The 1,338-nt window shown below is 69.8% G+C and carries 1 protein-coding gene; it reads left to right on the top strand.

Features of this window, described 5'->3' with window-relative positions; genetic code table 11:
- A partial coding sequence (amaB, locus tag ABID44_RS18645; protein ID WP_354153175.1) for an L-piperidine-6-carboxylate dehydrogenase occupies window positions 1–1,338 on the top strand: 1,338 nt, incomplete at both ends.

The raw sequence follows: 1,338 nt of genomic DNA, 5'->3' as shown, positions 1-1,338 counted from the left end.
GGAAGCGGGGCGTGCGATCGGGCAAGCCCATGCGGCGTTCGTGAAGTGGCGCATGACGCCGGCCCCGCGGCGGGGCGAGCTGGTGCGGCTGCTGGGCGAGGAGCTGCGCGCCCACAAGGAGGCGCTCGGCCGGCTGGTGTCGATCGAGGTCGGCAAGATCCCGTCCGAGGGACTGGGCGAGGTGCAGGAGATGATCGACATCTGCGACTTCGCGGTCGGGCTGTCGCGGCAGCTCTACGGTCTGACCATCGCCACCGAGCGCCCCGGCCACCGCATGATGGAGACCTGGCACCCGCTGGGCGTGGTCGGCGTGATCTCGGCCTTCAACTTCCCCGTGGCGGTGTGGTCGTGGAATGCGGCGCTGGCCTTGGTGTGCGGCGACGCCGTGGTGTGGAAGCCGTCGGAGAAGACGCCGCTGACCGCGCTTGCCTGCGAAGCGATCTTCGCGCGCGCGGTGAAGCGCTTCGGGGCGGATGCGCCGGAAGGGCTGCTCAAGGTGCTGATCGGCGGGGCCGATGTCGGCGAGGCGCTGGTCGATCATCCGCAAGTGCCGCTGGTGTCGGCGACCGGCTCGACTCGCATGGGCCGCGCGGTCGGCCCGCGCCTGGCCGGCCGCTTCGCCCGCGCCATCCTGGAGCTTGGCGGCAACAATGCCGGCGTCGTGTGCCCGTCGGCCGATCTCGACATGGCGCTGCGCGCCATCGCCTTCGGGGCGATGGGCACGGCCGGCCAGCGCTGCACGACGCTGCGGCGTCTGTTCGTGCATGAAAGCGTCTACGACGCCATCGTGCCGCGGCTGAAGAAGGCCTATGAGAGCGTTTCGGTCGGCAACCCGCTGGAGGGCAAGGCGCTGGTCGGGCCGCTGATCGACGAAACCGCCTTCGACAATATGCAAAAGGCGCTGGAAGCGGCGAAGGCGGCCGGCGGCGCGGTCACCGGCGGGGCGCGCGTCGAGACCGGCCATGCCGAGGCTTATTATGTGCGCCCGGCCATCGTTGAAATGCCGGCCCATGCCGGCCCGGTGCTGGAGGAGACCTTCGCGCCGATCCTCTATGTGATGAAATATGCCGACTTCGACGAGGCGCTCGCCCAGCACAATGCGGTGGGGGCGGGGCTGTCGTCGTCGATCTTCACGCGCGACCTTCAGGAGGCGGAGCGCTTCCTGTCGGCGGAGGGCTCGGACTGCGGCATCGCCAATGTCAACATCGGCACCTCGGGCGCGGAGATCGGCGGGGCGTTCGGCGGCGAGAAGGAGACCGGCGGCGGGCGCGAGAGCGGCTCCGACGCCTGGAAGGCCTATATGCGCCGCGCCACCAACACCATCAACTACTCCAAAGA

The sequence above is a fragment of the Aquamicrobium ahrensii genome (assembly GCF_040545755.1).
Lineage (GTDB): Bacteria > Pseudomonadota > Alphaproteobacteria > Rhizobiales > Rhizobiaceae > Mesorhizobium > Mesorhizobium ahrensii.
Note: the sequence above shows the minus strand (reverse complement) of the source record. Positions and strands in the feature narration are given on the sequence as shown.